Annotated in this window: 20 protein-coding genes; 17 read left to right on the plus strand and 3 right to left on the minus strand. The window is 47.1% G+C overall.

The features are described from left to right. The first annotated feature begins 74 nt into the window (after nucleotides 1-74). From MHB43_RS11335 to MHB43_RS11365, 7 genes are all read left to right on the plus strand, one after another. Nucleotides 75-1388 (plus strand): extracellular solute-binding protein, encoded by a 1314-nt coding sequence (locus MHB43_RS11335; RefSeq protein ID WP_405131982.1) that lies wholly within the window; start codon nucleotides 75-77, stop codon nucleotides 1386-1388. A gap of 105 nt (nucleotides 1389-1493) precedes the next feature. Beyond that, nucleotides 1494-2375 carry a carbohydrate ABC transporter permease gene (locus MHB43_RS11340; RefSeq protein WP_405131983.1) on the plus strand — a complete coding sequence of 294 codons (882 nt, stop codon included), beginning with the start codon at nucleotides 1494-1496 and terminating at the stop codon, nucleotides 2373-2375. Nucleotides 2376-2411: 36 nt separating this feature from the next. Beyond that, nucleotides 2412-3266, plus strand: a complete 855-nt coding sequence (locus MHB43_RS11345; protein WP_164783106.1) for a carbohydrate ABC transporter permease — start codon at nucleotides 2412-2414, stop codon at nucleotides 3264-3266. Between the two features lie 30 nt (nucleotides 3267-3296). Next, nucleotides 3297-5078, plus strand: coding sequence for a sensor histidine kinase (locus MHB43_RS11350; RefSeq protein ID WP_405131984.1), 1782 nt, complete (start codon nucleotides 3297-3299; stop codon nucleotides 5076-5078). Then, nucleotides 5075-6661, plus strand: a complete 1587-nt coding sequence (locus MHB43_RS11355) for a helix-turn-helix domain-containing protein (RefSeq protein ID WP_405131985.1) — start codon at nucleotides 5075-5077, stop codon at nucleotides 6659-6661. The genes MHB43_RS11350 and MHB43_RS11355 overlap by 4 nt, the downstream gene beginning before the upstream one ends. 90 nt (nucleotides 6662-6751) lie before the next feature. Continuing rightward, a complete protein-coding gene (locus tag MHB43_RS11360; RefSeq protein WP_405131986.1) occupies nucleotides 6752-9328 on the plus strand; it encodes a glycosyl hydrolase 2 galactose-binding domain-containing protein in 2577 nt (858 codons plus the stop codon). Nucleotides 9329-9544: 216 nt separating this feature from the next. Further along, complete coding sequence (locus MHB43_RS11365; protein WP_047842410.1) at nucleotides 9545-9772, plus strand: hypothetical protein; 228 nt, start codon at nucleotides 9545-9547, stop codon at nucleotides 9770-9772. 113 nt (nucleotides 9773-9885) lie between these two features. On the opposite strand, the gene MHB43_RS11370 is transcribed toward MHB43_RS11365, so the two are convergent. Further along, nucleotides 9886-11001 (minus strand): FAD-dependent monooxygenase, encoded by a 1116-nt coding sequence (locus MHB43_RS11370; RefSeq protein ID WP_405131987.1) that lies wholly within the window; start codon nucleotides 10999-11001, stop codon nucleotides 9886-9888. A 268-nt stretch (nucleotides 11002-11269) separates the two neighbouring features. On the opposite strand from MHB43_RS11370, the gene MHB43_RS11375 reads away from it, so the two are divergent. Next, the gene (locus tag MHB43_RS11375; RefSeq protein WP_405131988.1) at nucleotides 11270-11752 is read left to right on the plus strand and encodes a MarR family winged helix-turn-helix transcriptional regulator; all 483 of its coding nucleotides are present in this window, start codon (nucleotides 11270-11272) and stop codon (nucleotides 11750-11752) included. A 96-nt stretch (nucleotides 11753-11848) separates the two neighbouring features. Here the strand turns inward: MHB43_RS11375 and MHB43_RS11380 are convergent, their stop codons facing one another. Beyond that, nucleotides 11849-12148, minus strand: a complete 300-nt coding sequence (locus MHB43_RS11380; protein ID WP_221823430.1) for a hypothetical protein — start codon at nucleotides 12146-12148, stop codon at nucleotides 11849-11851. A gap of 404 nt (nucleotides 12149-12552) precedes the next feature. Between MHB43_RS11380 and MHB43_RS11385 the strand changes: the two genes are divergently transcribed. The 5 genes from MHB43_RS11385 to MHB43_RS11405 all read left to right on the plus strand — a co-directional run bounded on the left by MHB43_RS11385 (nucleotide 12553) and on the right by MHB43_RS11405 (nucleotide 17504). Beyond that, nucleotides 12553-14577 (plus strand): Na+/H+ antiporter, encoded by a 2025-nt coding sequence (locus MHB43_RS11385; protein WP_405131989.1) that lies wholly within the window; start codon nucleotides 12553-12555, stop codon nucleotides 14575-14577. A 109-nt stretch (nucleotides 14578-14686) separates the two neighbouring features. Next, the gene (locus tag MHB43_RS11390; protein WP_221823434.1) at nucleotides 14687-15625 is read left to right on the plus strand and encodes an aldo/keto reductase; all 939 of its coding nucleotides are present in this window, start codon (nucleotides 14687-14689) and stop codon (nucleotides 15623-15625) included. Nucleotides 15626-15691: 66 nt separating this feature from the next. Beyond that, nucleotides 15692-16498 (plus strand): polysaccharide deacetylase family protein, encoded by an 807-nt coding sequence (locus MHB43_RS11395; RefSeq protein WP_221823436.1) that lies wholly within the window; start codon nucleotides 15692-15694, stop codon nucleotides 16496-16498. Between the two features lie 197 nt (nucleotides 16499-16695). Continuing rightward, complete coding sequence (locus tag MHB43_RS11400) at nucleotides 16696-16902, plus strand: YwbE family protein (RefSeq protein ID WP_221823438.1); 207 nt, start codon at nucleotides 16696-16698, stop codon at nucleotides 16900-16902. A gap of 20 nt (nucleotides 16903-16922) precedes the next feature. Continuing rightward, nucleotides 16923-17504 carry a DUF4269 domain-containing protein gene (locus MHB43_RS11405; protein ID WP_221823440.1) on the plus strand — a complete coding sequence of 194 codons (582 nt, stop codon included), beginning with the start codon at nucleotides 16923-16925 and terminating at the stop codon, nucleotides 17502-17504. Nucleotides 17505-17525: 21 nt separating this feature from the next. Here the strand turns inward: MHB43_RS11405 and MHB43_RS11410 are convergent, their stop codons facing one another. Then, nucleotides 17526-18968, minus strand: a complete 1443-nt coding sequence (locus MHB43_RS11410; RefSeq protein WP_339307824.1) for a hypothetical protein — start codon at nucleotides 18966-18968, stop codon at nucleotides 17526-17528. Nucleotides 18969-19365: 397 nt separating this feature from the next. Between MHB43_RS11410 and MHB43_RS11415 the strand changes: the two genes are divergently transcribed. The 4 genes from MHB43_RS11415 to MHB43_RS11430 all read left to right on the plus strand — a co-directional run bounded on the left by MHB43_RS11415 (nucleotide 19366) and on the right by MHB43_RS11430 (nucleotide 24851). Continuing rightward, the gene (locus MHB43_RS11415) at nucleotides 19366-21165 is read left to right on the plus strand and encodes a sensor histidine kinase (RefSeq protein ID WP_221823444.1); all 1800 of its coding nucleotides are present in this window, start codon (nucleotides 19366-19368) and stop codon (nucleotides 21163-21165) included. Beyond that, entirely contained in the window at nucleotides 21140-22753 is a 1614-nt protein-coding gene (locus tag MHB43_RS11420) for a helix-turn-helix domain-containing protein (RefSeq protein ID WP_405131990.1), read from the plus strand. The genes MHB43_RS11415 and MHB43_RS11420 overlap by 26 nt, the downstream gene beginning before the upstream one ends. A 185-nt stretch (nucleotides 22754-22938) precedes the next feature. Continuing rightward, a complete protein-coding gene (locus MHB43_RS11425; protein ID WP_036670214.1) occupies nucleotides 22939-23925 on the plus strand; it encodes a sugar ABC transporter permease in 987 nt (328 codons plus the stop codon). A gap of 17 nt (nucleotides 23926-23942) precedes the next feature. After that, entirely contained in the window at nucleotides 23943-24851 is a 909-nt protein-coding gene (locus MHB43_RS11430; RefSeq protein ID WP_017689303.1) for a carbohydrate ABC transporter permease, read from the plus strand. The last annotated feature ends 58 nt before the right edge of the window (nucleotides 24852-24909 follow it).

Below are 24909 nucleotides of genomic sequence, written 5' to 3' on the forward strand. Positions count from 1 at the left end.
GATCGTCACCTTACGGTATGATAGCGTTACCATTTACAATAAGTGTATTCAAATCGCCGAGGGGGATTATAGAGATGTTGAAAAAATGGCTTTCGGGTTTCCTGGCAATAACATTGTTCTCCATTATTCTGGCTGGCTGTGCTGGCGGAGACACTTCAGAAGGAGGCAGCGGCAATGACAAAGTAACCGTCACACTCTGGCACAACTGGACCGGACAGGATGCAAAGGCGGTTGCGATGCGCAAAATAATTGAAGATTTTCGCGCGGCGCATCCAGATATTGAAGTTGTGGATGAAGGTCTGCCAACAGATGGTCTCAAAACCCGGCTTCGTACGGTAGCAGCTGCTAACGAGATGCCAGATCTGTTCGTGATGTGGCCGGATGCCATGACCAAGGAATTTGTGAAAGGTGACCTGTTACAGCCCATTAATGCAGAGCTGGACGCAAAGCCGGAGTGGAAAGACAACTTTATCCCGAATGCACTGGATGGATACACTGTGGACGGGAATATCTACTCCGTGCCGATGAATCTGGCGCCAAGTTCCTTCATTTATTACAATGAAGCTCTTTTCAAACAGTACAATGTGAAAGTGCCTGAGACGTGGGCGGAACTGGAACAAGCGATTGCTACTTTTAATCAAAATAAAGTCATTCCCATGGCACTTGGCAACAAGGCCAACTGGGTAGCTCAATCAACGATATTCAGTACACTGGCTGATCGGATTACCGGCACAGACTGGTTCCTGAAAGCGGCAGAACAAGAGGGTGCAAGCTTTACCGATCCGCAATTTATTGAAGCCTTGAACAAGATGCAGGAGCTTGGCAAGACCAAGGCATTCCAGGATGGATTCAACAGTATCGATGAGACACAGATGATGCAGCTTTATTTCCAAGGTAAGGCAGCGATGGTCATGAACGGCGGATGGGCCTTGGCTAATCTGGTGAACAATGCACCTGAAGAGGTGTTGAACAACACCCATATTACGATTCTTCCTCCAGTGGACGGAGGTCAAGGTGAACCAAGAACAACATCCGGTGTTGTAGGAACCGGGTTGGGTGTAAGTAAAAAGCTGAGCGGCGCACAAAAAGAGGCAGCGATGGAGCTGTTCTACGCGCTGGCAGGACCTGATGGTCAGAAGGCCACATTGGATAGCAGCACATTGGTGAGTTACAAGATTGATCTGGACAAAACCAAGGCACATCCATTGTTCGTTGAATTATATGATCTGATGCAGGAAGTGAAGATCACGCCAGTATACGATTCCAAGCTGGGATCAGCAACGGTTGAGGTTATTAATAATGCATTGCAAGAGCTACTAATGGGCGGCAAGGCCGAAGACATCGCAGCCAAAATTCAGGTGGCTCAAGCCAATGCAGTTAGTCAGTAATCATTCGTTAGAACCCCTTCCCGGCAGGGGAGGGGTTTTGAGTCTGGACGAGATAGTCAGTTGCAAGTTGAGAAAGGCATTCATTCAAGGAGGGGAAGTGAACAGATGAACGCACTGCGCAGTCGGCGTTTTATTATGCTGGGGTTGGCCCCGGCAGTCATCATTTATGCATTGTTTGTATTTGTACCGGTCGTATGGTCGGCATACTACGGTTTCTTCAACTGGTCCGGCATTGGCGCATCCAAATATATTGGTATGGATAATTACGTAGAGATCTGGCATGATCCTGTATTTGGGCGGGCACTGAAAAATAACGTTATTTTTGTGTTGGCATCGGTATTTGGACAAATTCCGTTAGCACTGATGTTGGCGGTCATCTTACACAAAAGCAATCCATTACAGCGGTTTCTGCGCTCAGCCGTATTTCTGCCGATGGTGTTATCCACTGTAGTTATCGGTATGATCTGGCAGTATATTTATCATCCGCAGATCGGGATATTGAACTTTCTGCTGGACGCCCTGGGGCTGGAAAGTTGGAAGCTGCAATGGCTTTCCGATGACAAGATTGCCATTTTCTCATTGGTACCACCACTGCTCTGGAGCTTTGTTGGCTTGTATCTGATTATCTTTATCTCGGCACTGCAAAATATTCCCGGCGAGATTCATGATGCTGCCAAAATAGACGGTGCTTCAGGAATCCGGAAGCTGGTATCGGTCTCATTGCCCATGATCTGGGGTACGGTTCAGGTTGCGATCATTTTATGTATTTCGGGTAGTCTGAAATCATTCGATCTGGTCTACATCATGACCAAGGGTGGTCCGGCACATGCGACAGAACTGCTTGCAACGTATATGTACAATTCAACCTTTACAACATACCGATATGGTTTTGGTAGTGCGATCTCAACAACCATCGTACTGATCTCGCTGCTTCTGATCGGAACAAGCCAGTGGCTAACCAGTCGCAAACGAAAAGAGAATCAATAGAGAGGAGGAGTTATCATGCAAGTGACACCTGTATCCATGCCATCACCACGAAGCAGCTCGGGCCATCCGATTCGCCGCCTACGTAGCGGAATTGTTTGGACGCTGCTGACGGTCTATGGTATTTTAACATTGTATCCGTTCTACTGGCTCGTGATTAGTGCATTCAAAACAAATGAAGATTTCTATAGCCGTCCCTTTGGACTGCCGGAAAACTGGAATGTTGCCAATTTCAGCAATGCATGGGAAAGCTCCAGGCTGGGGACCGCTTTTGGCAATTCACTAATCGTATCGGTGGGGTCTCTTATTCTGACGCTGTTTATTGCAGCGCTGGCTTCATTCATCCTGGCTCGTTTCCAGTTTCGCTGGAAAGGGTTAATCATGACCTTCTTTGTTGTTGGCATGCTCATTCCGATCCATAGTACACTTGTCCCCTTATTTATTCTAATGAAACAGATGTCCTTGTTAAATACGTACTGGGCCTTAATATTACCTTATACGGCTTTTGCACTGCCTACGGCAATTTTTGTGCTTACGGCTTATCTGACAAGTGTTCCACGTGACATTGAAGAGGCGGCTTTTATTGATGGAACAGGCCTGTGGGGACTATTTACCCGAATTATGCTACCGATGTCCGTCCCTGCGTTGTCCACGGTTACGATCCTGAGTTTCCTGCATGCGTGGAATGACTTTTCATTTGCGCTTGTGTTCATCAACAAAACCGGATTGAAAACGTTACCGCTGGCCATTGCGAACTTTGCGGATGGATATCAGACGGATTACGGATTAACGCTTGCTGCCATGACCCTGTCGGTCATTCCAACCATTATTCTGTATCTTATATTCCAGGAACAAGTTATGAAAGGCATGACCGCAGGAGCTGTCAAAGGGTAAGCGAGAGCGCATCCAGAGGAGGAGAAACGTTTGGCACGCTGGCTCACATCTTCGTTACAAAGGAAGCTATCCGTCGTTGTGACGGCTTCAATGATTGTGCCTTTGCTGGCCTTGGGCCTGTTCGCCTTTCTGATCTCTTCCCGCATCACAGAGCAAAAAACAAAGCTGTCCGGCATGGATACGCTGAAACAGGTGGAAGCAAATCTTCGTTATATGCTGCAGGATGCCGAGAATCTCTCCATTTTCCTGATTGGAGAACGGGACATCCAGCAGTATCTTAGCCACAATGAAGATCATGAGCTGGACCGGGTGGATATCCTGGGCAGGATGACCAATCTGGCTGCTTCCAAGAAATATATTGCGAACATCGCCATATATCCAAGCCGATTCGATGCCACATTGTCTACGGCTACCTGGTATGAATCCAATAATTCAAGCTTATCTTATCCACCAGTGCCGAGCGGAGAAGCAGTGAAAAAATGGACGGGGGTATATCCGGTCCAGAATTATGCGGGTATACAAAATGTGATCACATTGGTTCGGCCGATTCGCAGTATCCATGATTATCGACCCATCGGCTGGTTAGCCATTAGTCTGGATGAGAAGGCCATATCCAAGGGATGGGCCGCTCTGGGATTAGGCAGAGGGCAAGGCAGACTGGAGCTCATCGGCAGTTCTGGAGAGATTCTGTCTTCGATGGACAAATCCCGGCTTGGACTTAAGCTGGAAGGTGTCGAACCAGGGATTTCGACGTTAATTCAGGATGGCGGTAGCGGAACCACCACGTATGGCAGTGGTGACAATAAACGGACGTTGCTCTATTATCCAGAAGAATTGACGGGGTGGACATTGGTTGGAACGGTTCCTTATGACCAGTACAAGTCGGAGAATCGGTATATCCTTATTCTAACCGGGTGTGCCGTTGCGATGTCTGCTGTGATTAGTGCTGGCTTGGTCTGGTTTACGGTGCGGCGTGTGACGAGGCCGCTTCGTGTGCTTACCCGGCATCTGTCCCGAATTGATCCGGAGCGTCCTCTTCCGCTGTTCCGCTCTGAAAGTGATGACGAGATTGGCAGGCTTGGGGAGAGTTACAATCTGCTCGGTGCACATATTCAGTTATTGAAGGAAGAGGTTATTCGAGGTGAAGCTCGCAAAAAAGAAGCGGATCTTCGGGTGCTTCAGGCGCAGATTAACCCGCACTTTCTGTATAACACACTCTCTTCAATTCATTGGATTGCCTTGATGTCTGAAGAGAAGCGGATCGCGGATATGGTTGAGGGCTTGAGTGATTTTCTACGTATCAGCTTGAATAATGGTCAGGATTACTGCCCTGTGGAACAGGAGATTGCTCATATTCGCCATTATGTGCGTGTGCAGTCGATTCGTTTCCCTGATCAATTCGTGTTGCATTATATCGTAGATCCAGCGCTTGAGAAGCGAATGATGCTGAAGCTATTGCTGCAACCGCTGGTTGAGAACGCCATGATTCATGGCATTCAGCCGAAATCAGGCGTGGGCACCATCACCATAATGATTCGCAAGGACCCGGATAATGAACGGATGAATGTGCTCGTGCTGGATGATGGTGTCGGCATGGAGTCGGACAGACTGGAGCAATTAAGGATAAGCATTAGGGAATGGAAGGGAAAACAGCCGGAAAAACAGCTAAACCAAGGCGGTTATGGGCTCTGCAATGTGAATGAGAGGCTGCTGCTCCATTATGGAGCAGATGCACAGCTTGAAGTAGACAGCAGGGTTGGGGGAGGTACCCGGATTTCGTTTTCCATTCCAATCTTGGAGGGTTCGCCATGAGACTATTAATTGTTGATGATGAAGTGATTATCCGTACAGGGCTTGCCAGCGTTATCGCTTGGCATGACCTCGGAATTGAACTTCTTCAACCTGCTGCCTCGGCAGAGGAGGCGTTAACACGCATGGCTGAGGAACGTCCACATATCCTGATGACGGATATTCGGATGACAGGCAGATCGGGACTAGAACTGGCAGAAGAGGGCCTGCAATTGCTACCTGAGCTGGAGGTCATTATTTTGTCTGGATACGATGACTTTTCTTATGCGCAACAGGCGATTCGCCAAGGAGTCACAGATTATCTGCTCAAAACAAGCAAGCCGGAAGAGATCATCAAAACCGTATTACAGGCCAAACAGCGAATCACGGAACATTGGGCAGAGAAGTCCAGAGAGGGACAGCTTATACGGGAGAATCGGGAGCGGTTATTTGCCGGGTGGATCATTGATGGTGACACCGCTTCGGGCTATTTTCCTTCATTCTTGCGATCTGATGCTGGAAAAGAGGCAGGGGTTGGTGGCCTTGATGATGAACAGATTCTCAGACAAGTCATTATTCTTCGAGCGGAGGGTTGGGATCGATCCTCGGATGCGCTATTACGATTTGCGGTGCAGAATACTCTGGAGGATATGTTACCTGGTGCCATTGCTCATGTAGAGAAACAGCAAATTATTTGTGTAGTTTCATGGCCGCCTGTGGAGCATGAAACTACGTTCAGGCTGGAGAGTGCATTACGTCGGGTGGAGCAATTATTGAAGTGCACCCTGCGCGCAGCCGTAGGTCTGCCTGTGCGTGGATATGCAGATCTGCACGAAAGCTACAGAACTGCTTCAGCTGCATTCCGATATCGGGGTTTGATGAATTACAAAGTATGGCATTATGAGCACGTTCAGGATCGCCAAGGCGGTAAAACTGTACTTACGCACGAAGAGGAGACCAGACTTGGTACAATATTGCTGGATAATGATTCAGTCACGTTAACGACATGGACGCGGGAACTTGTGGCTAATCTTGTTACGGAACCGGAGGTCACACCAGAATCGTTCAGTGCTTGTTTGCACTCAGCCGTCATTGCATGTCATCGCTGGCTGACTCGCACAATGCGAGCCACAGGGCATGAAGAACCCACAAGGCTTGAGCCCTGGTTGCCGGAACCGGATGCTGAAGCTGGTGACCTCGGGGATATGCTGTTCCATCATCTGTATGGTCTGATGCATGTCTATCATAGCCGAATGGGTCAGGGACAGGCTGCCCATGTGCAGAGGGCTATCGGTTATATTGAATCTTCATTGGCGCAGGATATTAATCTGCAGCAGGTAGCTGGACATGTTCATTTGCATCCGGGTCACCTCAGTGAATTGTTTAAAAAAGAAATGGGTGTGACCTTCGGAGATTTTGTCACCGATATGCGTATACGAAGAGCGATGGATATGCTCGCGGTGTCTCCAGCGAAGGTTAGTGAAGTCGCTGCCATCAGCGGTTACGAGGACGTAAAATATTTTAGCAGGCTGTTCAAAAAACATACGGGCAAAACCCCGAGTGAATATCGCGAGGAGGCAATGTCGTTTAAGCCTTCGGGAAGTTAGAAATGAGCAGATTGGGAAACATGTCTTGCATTTCTGCAAACGTTTTCGATATGGTATTACTCAGGGATATTGGAGAGTGAGGGCATACTGATGAAGACCCATAGTTCAAGTCAGGATTTATCGGGACAATGGAAGATACAGCATTTTGAAGTTGGAGAGAAGCGGGCAATGGATGTGGCAGCAGCTGCGCTGGATGACCGTTTCTGGATTGGGGCTGAAGTGCCTGGCGATGTACACGCCGCACTGGTTGAGCGTAGTATCATTGATCCGCCCTATTACGGACATAATGATGCCAAAAGTCGCTGGATTGAGCAAAAGGAATGGTGGTACCGCACAACCTTCAATCTGGTGAGAGATGCAGAGATCGAGGAGCACTTTGAATTGGTGTTCGAAGGATTGGATACGTTTGCAACGGTATATGTCAACGGCCATGAGGTCGGGAAAACGGCCAATATGCTCATGTCACATACGTTTAATGTAACGTCACTGGTGCGGAGCGGCTGGAATGCGATTGCTGTCAAGTTTGATCCGCTTCACCTGCATCACCGGGACAAAGAAACCTTCGACTGGTCCTCGTATACGAAGGAACGGCCATGGTTGCGCAAAGCAGCGATGAACTTTGGCTGGGACTGGGGGCCACGCATGGTTACGGTGGGGATCTGGGGTGCTGTACGGCTGGAAAAACGAACAATCGCCAAGCTGGAAAGTGTGTATGCCCGAACGGAATCAGTCAGTACAGAGCTTGCTGTATTACATGTCACGGCGGATGTGAAGTCGGTCTTGTCTTACCGTAGCAGACAGAAACGTGAGCAGGCTGTGGTTGCGACCTGTAATATTCGTCTGCTGGATCGCAGCGGAAACGAGGTGGCAGGTGCCACTGAACTACCTGTAGAAGGTGGGAAGGCAGATACCACATTAAACGTTACGTCACCTCAGTTATGGTGGACTCATGATCTGGGTGAGCCGTATCTGTATACGCTGGAGGTTACATTATACGCCGATGGCGTTGAGGTGGATCGTTATAACGAGCCTTATGGGTTACGAACGATTGAGCTGGCTCTTCACAATGAACAGGGTAAGGATGCATATACTTTTATTCTGAACGGAGTCAAAGTATATGCCAAGGGTGCCAACTGGATTCCGGCTGATCATCTGATTGGTGCCATCCCAAACTCCCGGTATCGTGAGCTTGTGGAGCTGTCGGTGGAAGGTCATATGAACATGCTGCGTGTATGGGCTGGTGGTATATATGAGAAGGATGTCTTCTACGATGAGTGTGATCGGCAAGGGGTGCTGGTGTGGCAGGATTTTGCATTCGCGAACGCATTGTTCCCGGATTTCAATCGTGATTTCATGGATAATGTACGGCAAGAGGTAGAAAACAATGTCCTGCGCCTGCGTAACCGTGCCTCGCTTGCCCTCTGGTGTGGGAATAATGAAATAGATTGGCTCTATGATATGAAGTCTGCAAGTGGAGATATTACCAGCCCGTTCTACGGTGAACTTATCTATCATGAGCTGATCCCTGAAGTGCTTGAGCGCTTGGATTTGTCTCGTCCGTACTGGCCTTCTTCGCCGTTCGGGGACAGCAACGGTCAGGATGCGAATGACCCGGATGTGGGGGATCGCCACAACTGGCAGGTATGGCATGGTTCGGTCTATCCAAGGAAGCATGGAGAGCCACCACTGCTGGACTACAGTATTGAAGGTGTAACGTTCAAAAATTACAAAAACGATCATGCGTTGTTCAGCAGTGAATTTGGCATGCATGCCTCGGCCAATCGTTACACGCTGGAGAAAAATATGCCTGCAGGGCAGTTTTACTGGGGTAGTCCGGAGATGGCCTATCGTAACAAGGATACCAATCACCAGAAAGGCATTTTGCTAATGGAGGGTTATACAGGGATTCCGCAAAATATAGAGGAATACATGAACTATTCCATGCTGACTCAAGCAGAAGGATTGCGCTATGGAATTGAACATTTCCGACGTATTAATCACCGTAACAGCGGTGCGCTTGTGTGGCAATTGAATGACAGTTGGCCAGGGACAAGCTGGTCCATGATTGATTATGAACTGCTGCCGAAGGCATCTTTTTATTATGGGAAAATATTCTTTCATCCTGTCCTGTTGTCACTGGAGCATGAGCCGGGGGAGCCGCTTGCGTTGTGGGTTGTGAACGATACATGTGACGTCTTGAAGGGGGAGCTTCGACTCAATGTCTATGCATTAAATGGAGAGAAGATCTACTCCAGCTCACATGCTGTTGAGGTAACATCCCAATCCTCACGCTGTATTGCTGAATTAACTGAAGTAGAGGTGTTACAGGGCAGACGTGCGGAGGAAGTAATGGTTGAGTTGGTATCTGAAGGGTTTGCGGCACCGAGCAATCGATACTTCTTGCGTGATCCCAAGGATGTGACGTTGCCAGAGTCGCAATTGAGCGTACATGTGAACGAAGAGGAGCAGTCTGTCACGGTTACGGGCAGTGGAGCAATTGCACGATTGGTGAAGCTGGAGCTTCCCCTTGGGCGTGTCCGATTCAGTGACAATTATTTCGATCTGCTCCCTGGTGAGAGTCGAACAGTAAGGCTTCGTCATCCAGAGCAGTCGTCTCTGCCTCTGAAGGAACTTCGAGTGAGTGCCATGAACGGCAGAGAAGGATAAAAGAATAAGAATAGACTTCGAATCTTATTCGAGGTTCAAGGTGGTAATCCTGAACAGGGATGCCACCTTTTTTACCTTTGCAGCAGGTGAGATCATATCGTCGTGTCAAGGTAGTTTTGTCCTTAGTCCACAAGTGATACTTCCAATCGGGTTCACATCTTGGATCATTAAGGTTAGAATGATAGAAAGAAATCGTTTTCAAAAGGAGGTGGATTCATGTCGTTTGTCTTTTATCCCGAGATGGTCATATTCATTCTGATGTTGATCCTGCTGATTATTGGTATTGTATATATCGTTCGTAAAAGCAAACAAGTATTGCGCCGCTTAAGTAATTTGGAGAAAGCAGTATATGAAAAAGATAACATCTCATCCTATCCGAAGGATGTGGATACTGTACAAGAAGCACCCAGAGAAGACACGTTTGCTCCACGCAAACGAAAATGAAGATATGGAATTACATAAAAAAGATAAACCAACAAACCAAAGAGCCGATTCTTCTCCATGAGGAAGTGATCGGCTGTTTGGGCATATAGGCATTTAATCCGTATTAACTGGGTTTAGAGAAAGGATTCATAACGCTGTTGGAAAGAGGATTCCATCTCCACTTGCCGAGCAAGTTGCTGCTGTACCTTTGCACCGCGAATCGTCTGAAGTTCCTGAAGTTGTGCAGTGGAACGGAATTGATCTGCAGCCATTTGGACAAGTAATTCGGAGAGCACATCCGCATCTTCGAGCGCAGCATTAAGTCCAAACGCACCGGTTGGTGTCATGGTATGAGCGGCATCACCGATGAGTACAACATTGTCCTGTGCCCACGACTTGCAATAGCTGCTTTCAACAGATAACAGAACAAAATCACTCCAGCTCTGGATGTTGGCTGCTACTGAATCAGACAGGCAAGGAAAAGCAGATACAAGTTTATCTACAAAAGGAGCAATCGGCTGCTCTCGCAGCTTGGAGTAAGCCCCCTCGGGAATGTTCCATCCAATCTGAACATAACCGCCGAACTGTGAGAACAGGGCGAGCTGTTGACCATCCATGCTGGCCATTCGAACAGCGGGTTCCCAGCCTACGGGTGCCGGAATGCGCGCCCAGAGCAGATCATACCCGTGCTTGCGAATCTCCGGGGTCATACCGGAATGTTTGCGTACAGCAGAGTATCTGCCATCAGCACCCACAATAACAGATGCTTCAATGGAGGCAGGAACGCCGTTCTTCCGAATGTTAATACCCACGACCTGGCCGTTCTTGTCTCGTAACAAACCGGTCATAATCGTATTGAACAGTACTTGTTCATATGAACTGTGCTGCTGAGCATGCGACACGATGGCTTCCAGGAGATGATCTTGGGGTACATGAATACCAACATGAGATTCTCCATTGCCCGGTGATACCGTATGAATAATCTGCCCATTTTCCCAATACTGAATCTGTTCCAAGAGCAGTGCTCCGCGTTCCTGGATGAGGGAATAGAGGCTGTGTTTATTTAAAATGGCTTCGCCGTCCACATTGAGCAACTCCCCGCGAAATGACTTGTGCAGATGGGGCTGCCGTTCAATGAGCATCGTGGATATTCCTTTTTGATTCAGTAAATAAGAAAGCAAAGCACCGCCAGGTCCAGCGCCGACGATGCAAACATCTGTTTTGAGTTGAGATTGTATATTCTGATTCATGTGCATAAGTCCCTTGCAGTATAATGGTGATGCTTTATTTACTTTATAACAACAGATTTATTAAAATCATTAAGTAACTAAAAGTAACTTTAGATATAGGTTATTATAAACAATCCCGTTGCCATAATGCAATAGGTGAAAACCAAAATAAAACAAGAGTCTTGCAGTCAACGATAGGGTGTCGGATACAAGCGCATTTTTCACAAACATCATAGTGTAAATATGTTACAATATAAGGTAGGTTATGATGAAAGGCGGAGGAACGTTTATGAGCCCGGATACGGAGCGAAACTCTCAATTGGCAAATGTAGATCAATTGTTGGAGGCCTTCTTCAGATATAAAAACAAACTATTGGATCAGCAGCAGAAGAACGAAACCAACTGTAAACTGAATCCGACAAAAAGTCATATATTGGGCATGATTTTACGTGAAAAACGCTGCATGGCGGTTGATGTGGCCAGACAACTCAGTTTGTCTTCCGGCGCAACCACCATTGTACTGAATCAACTGGAGACGGAAGGGTTGATCCAGCGGGTGCGCAGTGAAGAAGATCGGAGAATTGTGTGGCTGTCCTTAACGGATGAAGGCGTGCAGCTTGCCAAGACACTTAATGCGAATCGCGGCCGAATGACGTGGGAATTGTTGCAAGCACTTTCCGAAGAGGAGCAACAGCAGATGTTTGGCATGCTGAAGAAAATTGAACTGAAACTGCTGGAGAACATGAAGTCGTTTGAGCAGATCCACCGGTAGTCCATATATGACATAATCCTTGAAGACGTCAGTCCTCATGAGTTCGTCCCTAATTGCGGGGGGATGAACCTTGAAGACTGGCGTTTTTGAGTTGGTTTACAAATGAAAGCGAACCACATGATCCGTAAAGCCTTCCTGGATCAAAACTTCTTTTTGTTTGCTGCCCATCAGGTCAAAGTGGGGAAATGGCTGCCGCCGATGAATGTATCGCGGGTTCAGCCCATGATCATTGCACCAACGCTCGAGACGTTCCAGATCTGCACAGCCAACTTTGGTGACACTGGTGATACCGGGGAATCGGTTGTCAATCCAGAAATGAGTGAGGTACGCAATCTCACCACGAGCCACTTGTTCCTTCCACGCAGCAAGCTCCTGTCGTTTAATTCCAAATGCCATAGATGCAAGTTCCTTTCCAAACGGGTATTGTCCTGAGCATATTGTAACATCTTATATACAGAATCCATCAGAAATCTTTAATCTATATAAGTTGAACTAAAAATTATTTACACTGACACTACGATGACAGAATAACCTTCCAATCGCTGTTATCCCCAGATTTTTTGATTCCCTTTTCCGAAGGGGAAAATCCGGGGATAAAGGCGAGCGCTTCGCTTTTTCAGGTTTTTTCTGTCCTCTCCGTTGTCGTGTAAATGATTAGTTTCAATTATATAAACTAGTTTGAGAGCAGTTAAATGGGTATATGAATATGACAATATTTTTATAACAAAGGTTGGATTATGTTAAAATAAACCTATACAACAAAGGTTTCACCACTTCTATAGCGGAAAGGGATTGTCATCATGGAAATATTTATAGCCGTACTTGTGTTACTGGTCCTGATCGGTTTATCCAATATTTTAAACCGGTTTGTACCCTTTATTCCCGTTCCGCTCATTCAAATCGTGCTTGGTGTAGCTATAGCTTTGCTTCCTGCAGGTGTTCATCTGCCGTTGAATCCGGAATTGTTCTTTGTGCTGTTCATCGCACCTTTGTTATACAACGACGGTAAGCGAACACCAAGGAATGAATTATGGAATTTGCGTGCACCTATACTTCTGCTTGCGCTGGGGCTTGTATTCGTGTCGGTGGTCGTGGCGGGATATGCCATTCACTGGCTGATTCCTTCGATTCCGTTACCTGCTGCTTTTGCTCTTGCAGCCATACTGTCGCCGACAGACGCTGTTGCCGTTGGCGCCATGGCAGGGCGGGTACATTTGCCCAAAGGCATACATAGGCTTCTTGAAGGTGAAGCATTAATGAATGATGCATCCGGCCTCGTGGCCTTCAAATTCGCGATTGCAGCCACGGTTACAGGTGTGTTTTCCCTGGCGCAGGCAACCTTCAGTTTTATTCTGATTGCGATTGGCGGACTTCTTGTCGGGGCATTGTTATCTTTTCTGTTAATCAGGCTCGGGGTATGGATCCGTAGACTGGGCATGGAAGATGTGACCATTCACATGTTGCTGCAAATCCTGACGCCATTTATCATCTATCTGGTGAGTGAAGAAATTGGAGTATCAGGTATTCTTGCGGTAGTGGCAGGCGGTATTATCCACGCCATTGAGCGTGACCGCGCTGAATCGGTTCAGTTGAAAATGCAGGTGGTATCTGCGAGCACATGGTCAGTCATTTTATTTATACTAAATGGCCTTGTGTTTGTTATTTTGGGTGTACAGGTACCGGATGTGCTGAGTACCATTTTTGAAAATGTTTCGTTTAATAATCTGCAGGTGTTGGGATATGTGTGCTTGATCTCGGTGTTACTGCTGGTTCTGCGCTTCCTCTGGATCTATCTGTTCTGGCAAGGGAATGAATTGCTTCGTACCAAATCCTCTATTGGCAGGCCCAGATTCAAGGATATTACGATCATTTCCCTCTCTGGGGTGCGGGGGGCTGTAACATTGGCGGGTGCGTTCTCCATTCCTTATGTGCTTCAGGATGGATCACCTTTCCCTGAACGGGATCTGATTATTTTCCTGGCGGCAGGGGTTATCCTCTTCTCTCTGATTGCGGCGAGTGTGTTTCTTCCAGTTCTGGCCAAGGACGATGGGAAATCCACAGAAGAAACCCCGCAGAAGTCAGAACGAAAAGCACATGACATTATGCTGAATGCGGCAATACGAGCTGTCAAATCCGAAATGAACGATGAGAACAAAGCTGCGGCTCTCGCGGTCGTCTCAGATCTGTCCAAATACATCAGGCAGACCGCAGGTCAGCTCACCGCCGGTAAACGCAAAGATATTCAGAAACAAGAAACGGCTATTAACCTGATCGCCACCCGGGCGGAGCGTAAAGAAGTTGAAGTAATGCTGGACGAAAATGCAATTGCTTCTGATGCGGCCTTCAAATGTGATAGCTGGCTGGATCGCAAGGAAATGATGCTGGCGAATCGCGCAAACACTCAGTTCATGACGTCGATCAGCGAGATCGGGCGTGTGTTAGGACATCTGTTCACCAAACGGTCCCAGAAGCCGAATCAACCATTCATGCTTGAAAATGCAGAACTGTTCCGTCAGGTGAAGCTGCGGACCTCCGAAGCGGCAATTAAGGCCATTCGTGCTCATATGAATGATGGGAATCGAGTCGTCGCACTGTCGGTCATTGCCAAGTATGAGCGTGTAATTGCCAAATTGCGCACCTGGAACCAGGGTAAAACGGAAGATCCGTTTAATCAGGAGAAATTGGAGTTGCAGATGGTGGCGATTCAGGAACAGCGCAATACAGTGCAACAACTGTATGAAAACGGCGAAATCACCCGTGATGTGGCTGCGAAACTGCGCCGGTTTATTAACGACGTGGAAGCAACTGCGCTGAAAAATACCTAATCCGATAAATCCGATATTTTAAATATGCTAAATGGTTTGATATAATATGGGACAAGAAAGACGTTACAACTAAATTGTACTTATTCGATCAGTGAAGGAGAGATGAGACATGGCAGAACAACAAATTCGGTTGGGCAAGACGGATCTGATCGTGAATCCCATTGGATTGGGTGCGAATGCAGTAGGCGGACATAATATATATCCGGACATGCTGAATGATGAGACAGGTAAGGAAGTGGTTCGTACAGCTTTGAAACAAGGTATTAACTTTGTGGATACGGCGTACATCTATGGACCGGAGCATTCCGAACGACTGATTGGTGAAGTACTGAAGGAAACCGGTCAGCGGCAGAATACCATCATTGCAACCAAGGCAGCTCATAAATTAGTGGATGGCAAAATTGTCATAGATAACTCACCTGCTTTTCTGAAAACATCCGTGGATGAGGCGTTGAAACGTCTGCAAACCGATTACATTGATCTGTTCTACATCCACTTTCCGGATGAACTTACACCTAAGGATGAAGCGGTAGATACGTTAAAACAATTGAAAGACGCTGGCAAAATTCGTGCCATTGGTGTATCCAACTTCTCCATCGATCAGTTGCGTGAAGCCAACAAGGACGGGCATGTAGACGTACTGCAATCTGAATATAATCTGTTCAAAAGAGATGCGGAGAAAGAGCTGTTGCCGTATACGGCTGAGCATAACATTTCTTTTGTTCCTTACTTCCCTCTGGCAGCGGGACTGCTGGGCGGGAAATATAATCGCAATACAACTTTTCAGGATGGACGGGCAAAGAACCCGCTGTTCACAGGTGAAGCTTTCATTGACAATCTCGATAAAGTTGAGCAACTGCGCAGCATAGCACAATCCAAGGATGTTGAGGTCGCCCATCTGGTTCTGGCCTGGTACCTGACTCAGCCTTCTATTGATGCATTGATTCCGGGTGCCAAGCGACCTGAGCAGGTCATTAACAATCTGCAAACATTAAATGTGGAATTAACTGCTGAGGAAATTGCAGTCGTGGATCAGATCTTTCGTTAATGAGTTCGGGTGAATCGGGAAATGCTAACAGGGAGTTTACGTATGAAGACAAAGTGAGGACACCACATGAACCTGAAGGCAGCCCGAGTCATCGGAATGTTCACGCTAATTATTTTGCTGGGTAGCAGTTCTGCCTATGCAAAGCCTGTACAGAAGAACCGTCAGTATTATGAGGAACGAGGAGAGATTGTGTGGGAAGTTCCCACACAGGATAAACTCATCGCCCTTACCTTTGATGATGGGCCAGATCCGATTCAGACTCCGCAGATCCTGGCTTTGTTACAGCAGTATCATGCTAAAGGAACTTTTTTTGTACTTGGCAAATGGGCAGATAAATTTCCTAAACTGATTAAGCAGGAACAGCTCGAAGGGCATGAAATCGCCAATCATACGTATGCGCACACGTATGCAGTTCGATCAACTAGTGCGGACAAGTACATGAAGGATATGAACGAAGCAGAAAGTTCCATCATTCAAGCAGGCGCGGAGCGTCCCCTGTTGTTCAGGCCACCGGGCGGCTATTACAATGACATGGTCATCCAGGCTGCCAAACAAAAAGGGTATACCATTGTACTCTGGTCCTGGCATCAGGATACACGGGACTGGGCTTCTCCAGGTGTATCGGCTATCGTTAAAAAAGTACTGAATAACGCGCGCAATGGGGATATTGTACTTTTCCACGATAAGGTGGAGGGCAAGTCCCATACGGTAGCTGCACTCAAAACAATCTTGCCGAAGTTACAGCAGCAGGGATATCAATTCGTGACGGTGTCTGAGCTGCTTGCTGTGAAGGCACGCGAAGCTGCGAAGGATGGAACTTCGCCTTCGTCTATTCTGAAGCATGTGCAGCCCGAACATGGCCAATCCAAATAGAAACCGTAGGTCTCAGATGAAGAGACCTGCGGTTTCTTTATCTTGGTCTTCATATCAACCATGGAATCAGCCTTTAGGAGGTTATTACCGTGTCCCTTTTGTTTTGAAACCAAAACGTCTACAATAGATGGAGCTTTGTGTTTAAGGGTTATATAGTATACATGGTATGAATCACGACATAGAGGAGAGCGAACATAATGAATGGACAACAACGTGTAAATATTAAACCAGGTCTGGAAGTGGACATTGTGCTGAAGCAGGACCAAGCTACAGGAAAGCTGACGCGTGGCATTGTGAAGGATCTGTTAACCAAGTCACCTACGCATCCACACGGAATTAAAGTACGACTGACGAGCGGTCAAGTGGGACGTGTGAAACAGGTCATTACAGGAGGCACGAACTAACTGTGGCCCAAGGCGGGGAGATGAGTACTACCGCAGAAGTAATGGCACATCTGGTTTCGGGTAATTCACGTCAGCAGGACGCCTATCATGTGTTGCAGAGCAGTGGATTGCTCGATATATTAGCTGACTATCACCCATATCCAGCAGGAACGGTACCGATTGATATTGATCTTCCGGGCAGTGATCTGGATCTGCTGTGTTATGCAGAGGATCTGGATATGTTTGAAGCCGAGATATACGATCGAATCGGAGCCGTTGCTGAATTTCAATGTGTACGTGGTGGGGATCTTCCAGACCAACGTCCTTATGTGACTTGTAATTTGCAAGTGGGACATTGGCCTGTGGAGATTTTTGCCCAATCCGTGCCAGTTAACAGGCAGAATGCATACCTACATATGATCGTAGAGTGGAGATTGTTGCAACTGTGGGGAGACGCGGGACACCGTGAGATCCGCAGACTGAAACAGGCAGGGTGGAAGACGGAGCCTGCATTTGCTTCTGTTCTTGGATTACAGGGAGATCCATATGTGGACATGCTGCATCTGGCCGAGATGCAGCGAGAAGATCTCTGGAACTGGGCACGTTCACGCACGTCTTTTTAAACGGTTTAGCATAACTTTTGGTCAGATTAGAAAGATGGCTACAATTGTTGTTACCGTAAGTCCCAGCAGTACAGGCTTCAGGTTGCGTCTTGCAAGTTCAAAAGGATTGACGCCGCAGATTGCAGCAGCAGGAATCAATGCCCATGGAATCAAGGTTCCACCACCCACCCATATAGCTGCAACCTGACCTAATGCTGTCAGCACAGGTGCGGAATCTGCCGATCCTGCAAACATGGACGCAATCGAGCCAACCAGGGATATCCCCGAGAACCCCGAACCATCCATTCCAGTAACTGCTCCGGTCACCGTCATTGTAATGGCGCCCACCGTATCATTTAATGGCACCAGCCCAGCAAGTGCGACCCCCAGGTCATTCACGATCCCGTGTGAACCTTCAGGAAGAGGGGTGATGAACAACTCCGTAATCGCAGCATCTCCCAGATAAAAAAATGCAGCTATAGGAATAACCGGTCCAAACACCTTGAAACCAAACTGAAATCCTTCTATTAAATAATTGGTCGTTTCCTCTGGTCCGGCATGACGATGTGCGGCAAGGGTGACAGCGATCAATATAACCACAGCGGTTCCGCCAATCAGAGCTGTTGCGTCGCCGCCTTGCAACTTCAATACAAACATCAGAATCACATCAACTGCGAATAACAGAGGGATAAGCAGAGCGAATGCTTTTTGCAAACGGAGTGAAATTGCTTGACGTTCAACAGACAAATTGCCTGGTTGAGAAGTAGACACAGCCTCTGATGAGGAAGAAGGTTCCGTGCTCATGGTACCTGATATAACGTTTGGGGAATGAGCAGGTGAACCTGATTTCATCTCTTTGCGCAGCATCCAGAAGGCTGTAAGTGTAGATACCGTTCCCATGACGATGACCAGAGGTATGCTGGCCGTCATGACGGAAGTAACCGGTATACCCGCCGCATCAGCTGTAAGTTTGGGAGCCCCCTGAATAATGTAATCCCCCGACAGTGCAATCCCATGTCCGAACAGGTTCATGGCAATAGCAGCTCCAATCGGAGGAAGACCTACACGCACGGCTACAGGAAGCAGTACTGCACCGACGAGTGCTACGGCTGGGGATGGCCAGAAAAATAGTGATACTACCATCATGATCAATCCGATACCCCAATACGCGACCTGAGGAGAACGGATAAACCGGGTGACGGGTGTTACCATGACCTCATTAATGCCTGTTCTGATCAGAACACGGCTCATTGCCACAATAATCGAGATGATGAAGATCGTACTCAGCAATTCTTTTGTTGCATAGATAAAACTGCTGAAGATCCCAGCAACTGACCCGCTTAAGGTTTCGGTTGCCAGAAGTCCAATGGTCATAATACCCGCAACACAGATGATCGTGGTGTCCCTGCGCCGGATCATTACGGCGATGATCAAGACGATAAATGCCAGATAGACATAGTGTAACGCAGTGAGTTGAATATTCATCGAACAGGCCTCCCTACATCCTGGTGACTAACCCGAGGAGTGATATATCGTATGCATGTCAAGATCGGGCGTTCATGGAGTCCGGGGCTTGCCGCAGCATTTATTTTTAGGGAGAAGCTTCTGAGCTATAAATGAAGGATTTATTTTACAACTGGAGAATTTATTACAACATGGAGCGTGTTACTTTTGAAATTGGAGCGGATGAAAGTCACCAGAATTGATATGTGAAGGTCACGGGACCCCATAGACAATGGCAAGCAGGGGTGATTACAATAAACATGCCATCATAAGGAAGAAAATAGAAAAACTATGTTGAAATAAAGTGTGTGTTCAAAAAGTCTGGTTCAGTACAGCGGACTTTTTGAACTACCTCTAAGAGGGCGGGAATCCATAATCCATGAGTTTAATCCGTTCACTTCGTTTTAAATTTATAGTGGGTCTTACATTGATCATGCTGCCATTATTCATGCTGCTTTATTATAACAATGTCTACGCCATGAAAGTTGTACGTGACAAAGTATCCCTCACCAATATGAATCATCTCGCCAAGAGTGTGGAGCAGAATGAACGTGTGTTACAGGAGACGAATCGGTATTTATATAGTCTGGGCGAGCGGGACCCGGATATTATCTCTCTGTTTTTTCTGAAATACGGCAGCGGTGATTATATCATTGCAAAGCAACGGATTATGAACAAATTCATGACAGATATCGGTTTTTATAATCTAATCGATTCTTTTTTTCTATACGATGCCGTGAATGATGATCTTCTGCTCGCCACTTCAGGCAATTATGATGTCAAAAAGTCGGTTGTGCAGGAGAGTATGCCAGTCCAGATGCAGCAATTGGAAGGGGATATCCAGAAGCCGGAATGGAGCATCGTGCGTGGCGGGACGTGGAATGCGCTGGTGAAAACGGTGCGAATCAACCAACAGTTCTATGCAGGTGCACTTGTCGATATGAATGCACTGAATCATACACAACAATTCACTGAATCCGGAGATCGGGGAGGTGCAGTCATTGTTGGAACAGATGGTGGGGCACTATCGGATTCCACATTGAATACTGCACAGATTCAGCTGGCTGCAGCACATCTTCCCGGCTTGAAGAATCCGTATCAGGTGATCTCTGAAGTTGTGAATAAGGGAGAAGCACGTCAATATTTGATGTTGGGTACTGCCTCGGCCATGTCCCAGATGAATTATATCGTGCTGCTGCCTGAGGAAGACATGATGCGTAACCTCCCGTTTTTCCAGCAGATCATTCGTCTGCTCCCCATTGGTGCGGCAGTAATTCTGGTTACTGCACTGATCTTTTTGCGGCATCTGTTATTCCGCCCGATGAATGCGTTAATTCGAGGCATGAGAAGGGTGAGTCGTGGAGATCTCGATGTGAAGCTGGACCCGCCATCTTCCTCTGAGCTTGAATTTATGACACGAAGTTTCAATCAAATGACCAGTGAAATCAGGCATCTGAAGATTGATGTGTATGAGGAACAGCTGCGGACGCGGGAGGCCGAGTTCAAACAACTGCAGATGCAGATCAATCCTCACTTTTACCTGAATTCACTCAATATTATTCATAGTCTGGCTTCCTTGCAAAAGCATGAGTTGGTGCAGCAGATGGCGGGTCATCTGGCCGATTATTTTCGATTCAGTCTGCGTGCAGGCAAACGTATTATTCGTCTGGATGAAGAGCTGGAGCACATTCGTCATTACTTAGAAATTCAAAAGCTGAGGTTTCCAAGCAGATTCGATTTTGAACTGGATGTTGAACCGAATCTGGGACATTATGTGATTCCGCCATTAACCATTCAGCCTTTTGTGGAGAATGCCATTATTCATGGATTTCAGCGCCGGACACAAGCCTTTGTCATTCGGATCGTGGCGCGCCTCGATGAGAAGTCGTCCGGTCAGGTCGATGGGACGGTGCTTCAACTGATGATTGTGGACAACGGCGTCGGATTTGATGAGGAATTGTTGGGGCGTCTGCAACATGGACAATACGCTGAAGACCCGAATGGACAGCATATCGGGATATGGAACGTGGCTCATCGGCTATTAGTGAAGTATGGTGATCAAGCCAGTTTGCAGTTTGGCAATGAGGTGGATCATGGCGCCAAAGTCATCATTGATTTACCCGCTCAGACCGAAGAGGAAGAAGGGGGAGCCTATGCGGAACCTGTTGATCGTGGATGATGAAGTGTATGCATTACAAGCAATGGTTGAAGGAGTCGATTGGCAAGCAGCAGGCATTGACCAGGTATACAGTGCTGGTGATGCCGAAGAGGCAAGAAAGATTTTAAGGGCAGATGCTATTGATATCATGATCTGTGATATCGAGATGCCTGGTGAAACAGGGCTTGACCTGCAAAGTTGGGTGTTGAAACATGATCCAGGTATACTGACCATTTTCCTGACAGGGCATGCTTTATTCGATTATGCTCAGACAGCAATTAAGCTAAACAGCTTTGATTATGTGTTGAAGCCGGCTCCAGCGGATCAATTGATTAAGGTAGTAACCCAGGCGGTGGAGAAGATCAAGGATGGAGAGCAGCGTACCCGTACCAACGAAGTTTATGAGACCGTATACAAACGCTGGAAAACCCATAAACCGCTGCTGACAGAACGCTTCTGGAAAGATGCCATCTCTCAGCGTATCACGTTAACCGAACAACGGCTACAAGAGCTCGCAGAATTGTATGGTGCCGAGATTGACCCGCAAGCTCGTGTGTTACCCATTGTGATCTCGGTAGAGGAATGGGTGCGTGACTTTGATTTGCGTGACGAAGAGGTATTGGAATATGCCCTTCGTAATGCAGCCAAGGAGATGCTGCTTGGCGACAAGCCCGGTGAGGTATTTCAGGATCAAAGTGGATTAAATATTGTCCTTGCTTACGAGCAAGACAGTATCATTCCGAGTGCGAGCGAAGTGGCACAACGTTGTCAGGGGTATATTCAGGAATGTGGTACGTATTTCTACTGCCGGTTGTCCTGTTATGTTGGAGCCCCGGTTGCTGTAACTGAGCTGCAAGGCATGTTAAATGAACTGATGGATATGGAGCGGCGCAATATTAAGGAGCTTGAAGAAGTGTTTGTCTATGATGAGCGGGGAAGAGATCAGGAAGATCGCTTTTTGCCTATTCCATGGTTTTCGGAATTATCTATTCTTTTTGAGACGGGTAAAGTAGGGGATTTGCGAGAACGTGTGGATGAGATTTTTGAGTTGCTTGCTGCCCAGGAGGGTTTGTCTCCTGAAATGCTGCATCTCTACTATCATGCCATGCTGCATGTGGTCTATCCGTTGCTTCATCAGAAAAACGTGTCCATACGCAGTCTGTATACGGGTGAACGGGAGCCGGAAGAGGGGATGGTGACAAGGTCGTTGCCGCAGTTGAAGCAGTGGACGTCTGATCTGATTGATCGTGTTATCCCGGTGTTGTACCCGGACGATCATAGCCCCATGACCATTGTGGATCAGTTGTGCGTTTATATTGAAACTCATATTGGTGAAGAACTTATGCGAGAGGAGCTTGCAGCTTTTGCCGGATTCAATCCCGCTTATCTATCGCGTCTGTTTCGGAAAGAGAAGGGGATGTCCCTATCTGAGTTTATCCTGCAGGGCAGAGTAGCCAAAGCGAAGACATTGTTGTCCCAGTCCACCGTCAAAGTGACGGATATCGCTGGCAAGGTGGGGTACTATAATTACTCGCATTTCACCAAAATGTTCAAAAAGTGCACGGGTATAACGCCACAGGAGTTCAGAAAACAGTCACGTACCGTATAGTTAAGGGCGCAGCATGCTGCGCCTTTTGATTTGTTTATTTTGGAACTAAAGTCATAATTTGATAAGTCAACAGGTCACCACAGCAGATAGAGGTCTTACTCGCCCCGCCGTATACTTGAACCACAGGAGCCGCAACGGAGCTTCATCCTGAGGAAGAATTCAAGAGGAGTGAGGGAGAACAAGTTATGAAGACACAACCCCAGGCGGGTAAGGGAGTACGGATATCGGAAATACCGGGAGAAACAGTCCGAAAGCGCAAGTCGGTGTGGCACAATCTTGGCAAATTCAAGGTGCTGTATCTCATGTTCTTGCCAGGTGTCCTGTTTCTGCTGGTGAACAACTATATGCCGATGTTCGGCGTTCTGATCGCATTCAAAAATGTAAACTATGCTGATGGTATTTGGGGTAGCCCATGGAGTGGATGGGACAATTTTAAATATTTGTTCTCAACCAGTGATGCATGGGAAATTACCCGAAATACACTCGCGTATAACACGGTGTTTATTGCACTAAATCTCTTAGTAGGTGTCGGGCTTGCTATTCTGCTCAATGAAGTGAAGAACAAGGCAATGTCCAAGTTATATCAATCACTTATGTTATTACCGTATTTCCTGTCCATGATTGTGGTCAGTTATCTGGTACTGGCTTTCCTGGGCAAGGATTCAGGCTTCATGAACTCAACGGTTCTGCAGATGTTCGGCGGTCAGCCGATCGATTGGTATTCAGAGCCGAAGTATTGGCCGTATATTTTGCCACTGGTGAACACATGGAAGAATATTGGATATTATGCCGTCATTTATCTGGCAGCTGTCGTGGGTATCGATGAAGAATATTATGAAGCAGCTGTGCTCGATGGCGCAACCAAATGGCATCAGATACGCTTCATTACCATTCCGTTTCTCGTGCCATTAATCGTCATTATGACGTTATTGCAAATTGGTCGTATATTCTATGCAGACTTCAGTCTGTTCTACCAGGTTCCACTGGAATCAGGAGCGCTGTTCCCTGTAACGAATGTACTGGATACCTACGTATATCGTACGTTCCTTATCGGTGGAGATATCGGGATGTCATCAGCAGCCGGTCTATATCAGGCAATCGTTGGATTTGTGTTGGTTCTTGTATCCAATACCATCGTAAGGCGAATAGATAAAGATAATGCATTATTTTGAGAGGAGGCAAGTCAGCTGTGAAATCACGTGATCCACTAGCCGTATCGAAGCGTTCCGCATCCGTTATTCATGCGATGTTTCTATTCTATGCCATTGCCTGTATCGTGCCGATCCTGCTTGTCTTCGCCATCTCATTTTCGGACGAGACAACAGTAATTGCCAATGGATATAAGCTTATTCCAGAGAAATTCAGCCTGACGGCTTATGAGTTTCTGTTCAGAGATATGGATCAGATCATTCACTCGTATGGTATATCCTTTATTGTTACCGTTGTAGGTACCATTACAAGTGTTGCGTTGACCGCATTGTATGCGTATCCGCTCTCACGGAGAGATCTGCCTTACCGGGGCTGGTTCGCCTTTTTCATCTTCTTCACAATGTTGTTCAATGGGGGTCTGGTACCTTGGTACCTGGTCTATGTCAACGTATTGGATCTGAAAAACTCCCTACTGGCACTCATTATGCCGCTACTGCTATCCCCATTCTTTGTACTGGTCATGCGTACATTCTTCGCGAACTCCATTCCGGTGTCCATTCTGGAATCGGCTCGGATTGATGGTGCGGGAGAATTGAGAACGTTTGCACGTATCGTGCTTCCGCTCTCTCTTCCCGTAATGGCAACCGTCGCGTTGTTCAGTACACTGAATTACTGGAATGACTGGTACCTTAGCATGATTTTTATATCAGATAACCGGACGATCAGCCTTCAGTACCTTATGTATCGGACGCTGCTCGATATTCAATATTTAACAACCAACTCCAACGTCTCTTCACAGATTTCGTCGCAGGGTGGATTGCTGAATCTGCCTAACAAAACTCTGCAAATGGCGATGGCTGTGGTCGGTATTGGTCCAATTGTACTGGCATATCCGTTCTTCCAGCGTTATTTCATCAAAGGTCTTACGGTTGGCGCTGTGAAGGGATAACTCTGAACCGGTTAGCGGAGTGGGCAAGGTAAATGAAGATGGACTGAAAGGGCATATA

Source organism: Paenibacillus sp. FSL H8-0317, from assembly GCF_045040685.1.
Classification (GTDB): Bacteria; Bacillota; Bacilli; order Paenibacillales; family Paenibacillaceae; genus Paenibacillus.

What these genes read in the sequence shown, in the direction of transcription:
- MHB43_RS11335 (WP_405131982.1), top strand. Translation starts at nt 75, where the DNA reads ATGTTGAAAAAATGGCTTTCGGGTTTCCTGGCAATAACATTGTTCTCC.
- MHB43_RS11340 (WP_405131983.1), top strand. Translation starts at nt 1,494, where the DNA reads ATGAACGCACTGCGCAGTCGGCGTTTTATTATGCTGGGGTTGGCCCCG.
- MHB43_RS11345 (WP_164783106.1), top strand. Translation starts at nt 2,412, where the DNA reads ATGCCATCACCACGAAGCAGCTCGGGCCATCCGATTCGCCGCCTACGT.
- MHB43_RS11355 (WP_405131985.1), top strand. Translation starts at nt 5,075, where the DNA reads ATGAGACTATTAATTGTTGATGATGAAGTGATTATCCGTACAGGGCTT.
- MHB43_RS11360 (WP_405131986.1), top strand. Translation starts at nt 6,752, where the DNA reads ATGAAGACCCATAGTTCAAGTCAGGATTTATCGGGACAATGGAAGATA.
- MHB43_RS11365 (WP_047842410.1), top strand. Translation starts at nt 9,545, where the DNA reads ATGTCGTTTGTCTTTTATCCCGAGATGGTCATATTCATTCTGATGTTG.
- MHB43_RS11370 (WP_405131987.1), bottom strand. Translation starts at nt 11,001, where the DNA reads ATGAATCAGAATATACAATCTCAACTCAAAACAGATGTTTGCATCGTC.
- MHB43_RS11375 (WP_405131988.1), top strand. Translation starts at nt 11,270, where the DNA reads ATGAGCCCGGATACGGAGCGAAACTCTCAATTGGCAAATGTAGATCAA.
- MHB43_RS11380 (WP_221823430.1), bottom strand. Translation starts at nt 12,148, where the DNA reads ATGGCATTTGGAATTAAACGACAGGAGCTTGCTGCGTGGAAGGAACAA.
- MHB43_RS11385 (WP_405131989.1), top strand. Translation starts at nt 12,553, where the DNA reads ATGGAAATATTTATAGCCGTACTTGTGTTACTGGTCCTGATCGGTTTA.
- MHB43_RS11390 (WP_221823434.1), top strand. Translation starts at nt 14,687, where the DNA reads ATGGCAGAACAACAAATTCGGTTGGGCAAGACGGATCTGATCGTGAAT.
- MHB43_RS11395 (WP_221823436.1), top strand. Translation starts at nt 15,692, where the DNA reads ATGAACCTGAAGGCAGCCCGAGTCATCGGAATGTTCACGCTAATTATT.
- MHB43_RS11400 (WP_221823438.1), top strand. Translation starts at nt 16,696, where the DNA reads ATGAATGGACAACAACGTGTAAATATTAAACCAGGTCTGGAAGTGGAC.
- MHB43_RS11405 (WP_221823440.1), top strand. Translation starts at nt 16,923, where the DNA reads ATGAGTACTACCGCAGAAGTAATGGCACATCTGGTTTCGGGTAATTCA.
- MHB43_RS11410 (WP_339307824.1), bottom strand. Translation starts at nt 18,968, where the DNA reads ATGAATATTCAACTCACTGCGTTACACTATGTCTATCTGGCATTTATC.
- MHB43_RS11415 (WP_221823444.1), top strand. Translation starts at nt 19,366, where the DNA reads ATGAGTTTAATCCGTTCACTTCGTTTTAAATTTATAGTGGGTCTTACA.
- MHB43_RS11420 (WP_405131990.1), top strand. Translation starts at nt 21,140, where the DNA reads ATGCGGAACCTGTTGATCGTGGATGATGAAGTGTATGCATTACAAGCA.
- MHB43_RS11425 (WP_036670214.1), top strand. Translation starts at nt 22,939, where the DNA reads ATGAAGACACAACCCCAGGCGGGTAAGGGAGTACGGATATCGGAAATA.